This is a genomic window from Halomonas sp., from assembly GCF_033549285.1.
Classification (GTDB): domain Bacteria; phylum Pseudomonadota; class Gammaproteobacteria; order Pseudomonadales; family Halomonadaceae; genus Halomonas.
In genome coordinates, this window is record NZ_JAWSUJ010000173.1 from 1 (window position 1) to 4718 (window position 4718).

Consider the following 4718-nt stretch of genomic DNA (forward strand, 5'->3'; position numbering starts at 1 on the left):
CCTGGAGCAGCGCCATGCGGGAGAGACCATCCTGCTGGTCAGTCACGGGGATCCGTTGCAGATCCTGCTGACCGCCCTGGAAGGGCGCGAGCTGAGCCGGCACCGCGAGCGGCCGGCGCTGACGCCGGCCAGCATCACCGTCCTGTGAGCCTGCTCGTCTGAGAGCGCCGCCTGGTCTCAGGCGCTGCGTCGCGAATGAGCCGGTGCCGCTGCGGGACTGACCCTGGGAGACCTTGCCGCCGGGGAAGGGGAGGGGCTCCCGCGGCGACCGAGGCGGTCGTCCAGGTGGTCGGCCAGTCGGCGCGTCTCGACGGCGTTGAGGCGCAGGGCCAGCTTGGTGCGCCGCCACAGGATGTCCTCGAGGGAGCGCGCCCACTCCTGGCCGACCAGGTAGTCCACCTCGGCGGCCGTGAGCCCGGCGCCGAACGCCTGGCCCAGGGCGGCCTGGGAGTCCCTGCCGTCGAGGAACGCCCGGCACAGCGAGCCATAGGTGCGGGCAAAGCGCCGGGCCTGGGCGGCATCCAGGAAGGGGTAGTCCGTCAACAGCTGCGCCTCGAAGCTGGCCTGGTCGCCGATATCACCGCCCGGCAGTGGCGCGTCGGCGGTCCAGGGGGCGGTCATCGTCGGCAGGTGGGGCGCAAGCGCCGCCAGGGCAGCTTCGGCGAGCTTGCGGTAGGTGGTGATCTTGCCGCCGAAGACCGACAGCAAGGGGGCGCCCTGGGCATCCAGGTCGAGGGTATAGTCCCGTGTCATGGCCGAGGGGTCGGCCGATTCGTCGTCACACAGCGGTCGCACGCCGGAGAAGGTGCGGATCACGGCGTCCCGCGAGAGCTGGGTGCGGAAGTGGGTATTGACCACCGACAGCAGGTAGTCGATCTCCTCCTCGCTCGTCTCGACCCGTGACGGGTCACCCTCGTAGCGCCGGTCGGTGGTGCCGACCAGGCTGAAGTCTTCCTCGTAGGGCAGCACGAAGACGATGCGCCGGTCGGTGTTCTGCAGGATATAGGCGCGTTCGTCGTGGTTCAGGCGAGGCACGATCAGATGGCTGCCCTGGATCAGGCGCACCCCGTACCGCGAAGGCCTCCTGGCTTGGCGCCGAACCACCTGCTCCACCCAGGGCCCGGCGGCGTTGATCAGTGTCCGGCAGCGGCGGGTAAGGCGTCGGCCGGAATCGACCTCCTCGAGATCCACCTCCCACTGCCCGTCGACCTCGCGGGCCCCGATGCAGCGGGTGCGGACCCGGATCTCGGCGCCGTTGTCACGGGCCTGGATGGCATTGAGCACCACCAGGCGGGCGTCATCCACCCAGCAGTCCGAGTACTCGAAGCCACGAGTGATGCCGGGGGCAAGGCCCTGGTGTGCCGTGAGCCTGACCCCGCGTGACCCCGGGAGCTTCTCGCGCTTGCCGAGATGGTCGTAGAGGAAGAGGCCAGCGCGTAGCATCCACGCCGGACGCAGGTGGGGACGGTGGGGCAGGATGAAGCGCAGTGGCCAGATGATGTGGGGGGCCTTGGCGAGCAGTACCTCGCGTTCGCGCAGTGCCTCGCGTACCAGGCGGAATTCATGATGCTCCAGGTAGCGCAGGCCGCCGTGGATCAGCTTGCTGCTGGCCGAGGAGGTGGCGCCGGCGAGGTCTCCCTGCTCGCACAGGCCCACCGACAGGCCCCGCCCGGCGGCATCGTTGGCGATGCCGGTGCCATTGATGCCACCGCCGATCACGAAGAGGTCGAGCACCTCGTCCGACGTGTCGCTCATGGATTCTCCTGCCCGGGATTGCCCGGGTCTCGATGATGTTTGAATTCGAAAATAGACGAAAACAAAACGAACATCAAGGCGCGTCAGGGGGCATCAGGCATGCCGGCCAGGGTGATGGGAAGGGAAGGAGAGTCGGTGAGCGCGGCGTCAGGCGATATGCAGGGTCACGTCGTGCTGCTTCAGCAGGCGCAGGATGGCCTCGGGCGGCTCGCGGTCGGTGAACAGCGCATCGAGCTGTGCCAGGTTGCCCTGGCGGACCACCGGGTTGCGCTGGAACTTGGAGTGGTCGGTGGCCAGGAAGACCTTGCGGGAATTGCGGATGATGGCCTGGGCGACCCGCACTTCCTGGTAGTCGAACTCCAGCAGGGAGCCATCCTCGTCGATGCCGCTGATGCCGATGATGCCGTAGTCGACCTTGAACTGGTTGATGAAGTCGATGGTCGCCTCGCCGATGATGCCGCCGTCCCGGGAACGGACCTGGCCGCCGGCGATGATCACGTTGAAGTCTTCCTTGTGCTGGAGGATCGCCGCCACGTTGAGGTTGTTGGTGATCACCTCGAGCCCCTGATGGTCGAGCAGCGCCTCGGCGATCACCTCGTTGCTGGTCCCGATGTTGATGAACAGCGACGAGTGGTCGGGGATGTGTCGGGCGAGGAGGGCGGCGATGCGCTGCTTGGCCTCGAGGTTGAGGGTCTTGCGGGTCGAGTAGGCGGTGTTGACGGTACTCGACTCCAGGCCAGCGCCGCCATGGACCCGGCGGATGCGCCCTTCCGCGGAGAGGGTGTTGAGGTCGCGGCGAATGGTCTGGGGGGTGACCGTGAAGTGCTCGGTGAGCTGCTCGATGCTGGCATAGCCCTGTCGGCGCACCAGTTCGATGATGGCGTCCTGGCGTTGCTGCTGGTTCATGGAATCTCCTTGGCTCCCCGGATTCTACGTCATCGTTTCGGCCGATGCATAAATCGGTCCTGTTCCCCAAGAGCTATGACAGATTCCAGCATTGCGGGGGGGGCTGATCCGGATGCAGGCCTGCGAGGAGGCGCTGTAAACCCTTCCATGGGCGCTACCGACGCCCTGCTTCGCTCTCGCGTCCCGCTCCGCTTGCAGGACCGGTGCTGGCTATCCATGGCCAGCCCGTTCGAAGCAATGCTTCTCACCCCTGGCGTAGGACCTCCTCTTCGGCCTGCCCCCGGCGCCCCTCGCTGAGGCCAACTGCAATAGCTTGGTCGGTCCTCTAGATTCATCCAAAGTCGTAGTGCCTCCGGCGTCCAGGCATTTGAGCAGTGCGATCGGCTGGAGTAGTCTGGATGATCATAAACGAACATTAGCGTTTAGAAACGAAATCCGCACGCCACTACAACCACAACAGGATGCTTGCCATGGCTTCATATCTGCTGGCCATCGACCAGGGCACCACCAGCTCCCGCGCCATCCTCTTCGATCGTCAGGGACGCAGCGTCGCCACGGCGCAGCGCGAGTTCCCGCAGCATTTCCCGCATGATGGCTGGATAGAGCATGACCCGGAAGACATCTGGGAGACCGTGCTCACCACCTGCCGCGAAGTGCTCGAGGAGACGGGCGTGCCGCCCGAGGAGATCGCCGGGATCGGCATCACCAATCAGCGCGAGACCACCCTGCTGTGGGATCGGGCTACCGGGGCGCCCCTGCACAACGCCATCGTCTGGCAGGATCGCCGCACCGACGAGGCCTGCCGGCAGCTGCGCGAAGCGGGCCACCTGGAGGACGTGCAGGCACGCACGGGACTGCTGATCGACCCCTACTTCTCGGCCACCAAGCTCGGCTGGCTGCTCGATGAGGTGCCCGGCGCCCGCGAACGGGCCGAGCGGGGGGAGCTTGCCTTCGGCACCGTGGACACCTTCCTGATCTGGCGGCTGACCGGCGGCCGGGTTCATGCCACCGATGCCACCAACGCCTCGCGCACCGCCCTGTTCAATATCCATGAGCAGCGCTGGGACGAGGCGCTGCTGGTCTTGTTCGACATCCCGGCGAGCCTGCTGCCCGAGGTCAAGGACTCCAGCGACGACTTCGGCCGGGTCGATGCCCGCTGGCTGGGGGGCGAGCTGCCCATTGCCGGGGTAGCCGGTGACCAGCAGGCCGCGTTGGTGGGCCAGGCCTGCTTCACGCCCGGCATGGGCAAGAGCACCTACGGCACCGGCTGCTTCATGATCGTCAACACCGGGGAGACCGCCGAGACCTCCCGTAACCGCCTACTGACCACGGTGGCCTATCGGCTCAACGGCAAGCCGACCTACGCCATGGAGGGCAGCATCTTCGTGGCCGGGGCCACGGTGCAGTGGCTGCGCGACGGCCTGCAGCTGTTTGCCGATGCCGCCGAGACCGAAGCCCTGGCGTGCCAGACGCGAAGCGGTCACAGCGTCTATCTGGTGCCGGCCTTTACCGGCCTCGGGGCGCCGCACTGGGACCCCAAGGCGCGCGGTGCCATCTTCGGCCTGACCCGCGACACCGGCATCGCCGAGATCGTCGCCGCCGGCCTCCAGGCGGTCTGCTACCAGACCCGCGACCTGCAGGTCTGCATGGACGATGACATGTCGGCTTCGCCGGGCATCCTGAGGGTCGATGGCGGCATGGTGGCCAACAACTGGGTGATGCAGTTCCTCGCCGACATGCTGGGGGTCCAGGTGGACCGTCCCACGGTGCTGGAGACGACGGCCCTGGGCGCTGCCTATCTCGCCGGTCTCAGGCTCGGCTGGTATCGCGACCTCGACGAGATCGCCGAGCTGTGGCGCTGCGAGCGGCGCTTCACGCCACAGATGGAGGAGGCGGAACGCGAGCGCCTCTATGCCGGCTGGAAGGAGGCCGTCCAGCGGGTGCGTACGCAGTAGCCCTTGTGCTGCGCCCTTGGGGTCTGACCCTGAGGCCTCCCCACGAATCATACGGTGACCCCCAACTCGGCTTCTTGTCGCATGAGCCGGAGGAGTCTGTCC

4 protein-coding genes are annotated in these 4718 nt (G+C 67.0%); 2 read left to right on the forward strand and 2 right to left on the reverse strand.

The annotated features are described in order from the left end of the window. Positions 1-148 (forward strand): histidine phosphatase family protein (locus SCI24_RS20970; protein ID WP_318727219.1); only part of this gene is annotated, 148 nt, incomplete at its 5' end. 29 nt (positions 149-177) lie between these two features. Here the strand turns inward: SCI24_RS20970 and glpD are convergent. Together glpD and SCI24_RS20980 are read right to left on the reverse strand one after the other, a co-directional pair. Continuing rightward, on the reverse strand, positions 178-1755 hold the full coding sequence (gene glpD / locus SCI24_RS20975; RefSeq protein ID WP_318727217.1) for a glycerol-3-phosphate dehydrogenase: 1578 nt from the start codon (positions 1753-1755) through the stop codon (positions 178-180). A 147-nt stretch (positions 1756-1902) separates the two neighbouring features. Further along, positions 1903-2661: a DeoR/GlpR family transcriptional regulator gene (locus SCI24_RS20980; protein ID WP_232910902.1), complete on the reverse strand. Its 759-nt coding sequence runs from the start codon at positions 2659-2661 to the stop codon at positions 1903-1905. 470 nt (positions 2662-3131) lie between these two features. Between SCI24_RS20980 and glpK the strand changes: the two genes are divergently transcribed. After that, entirely contained in the window at positions 3132-4616 is a 1485-nt protein-coding gene (gene glpK / locus SCI24_RS20985) for a glycerol kinase GlpK (protein WP_318727218.1), read from the forward strand. The last annotated feature ends 102 nt before the right edge of the window (positions 4617-4718 follow it).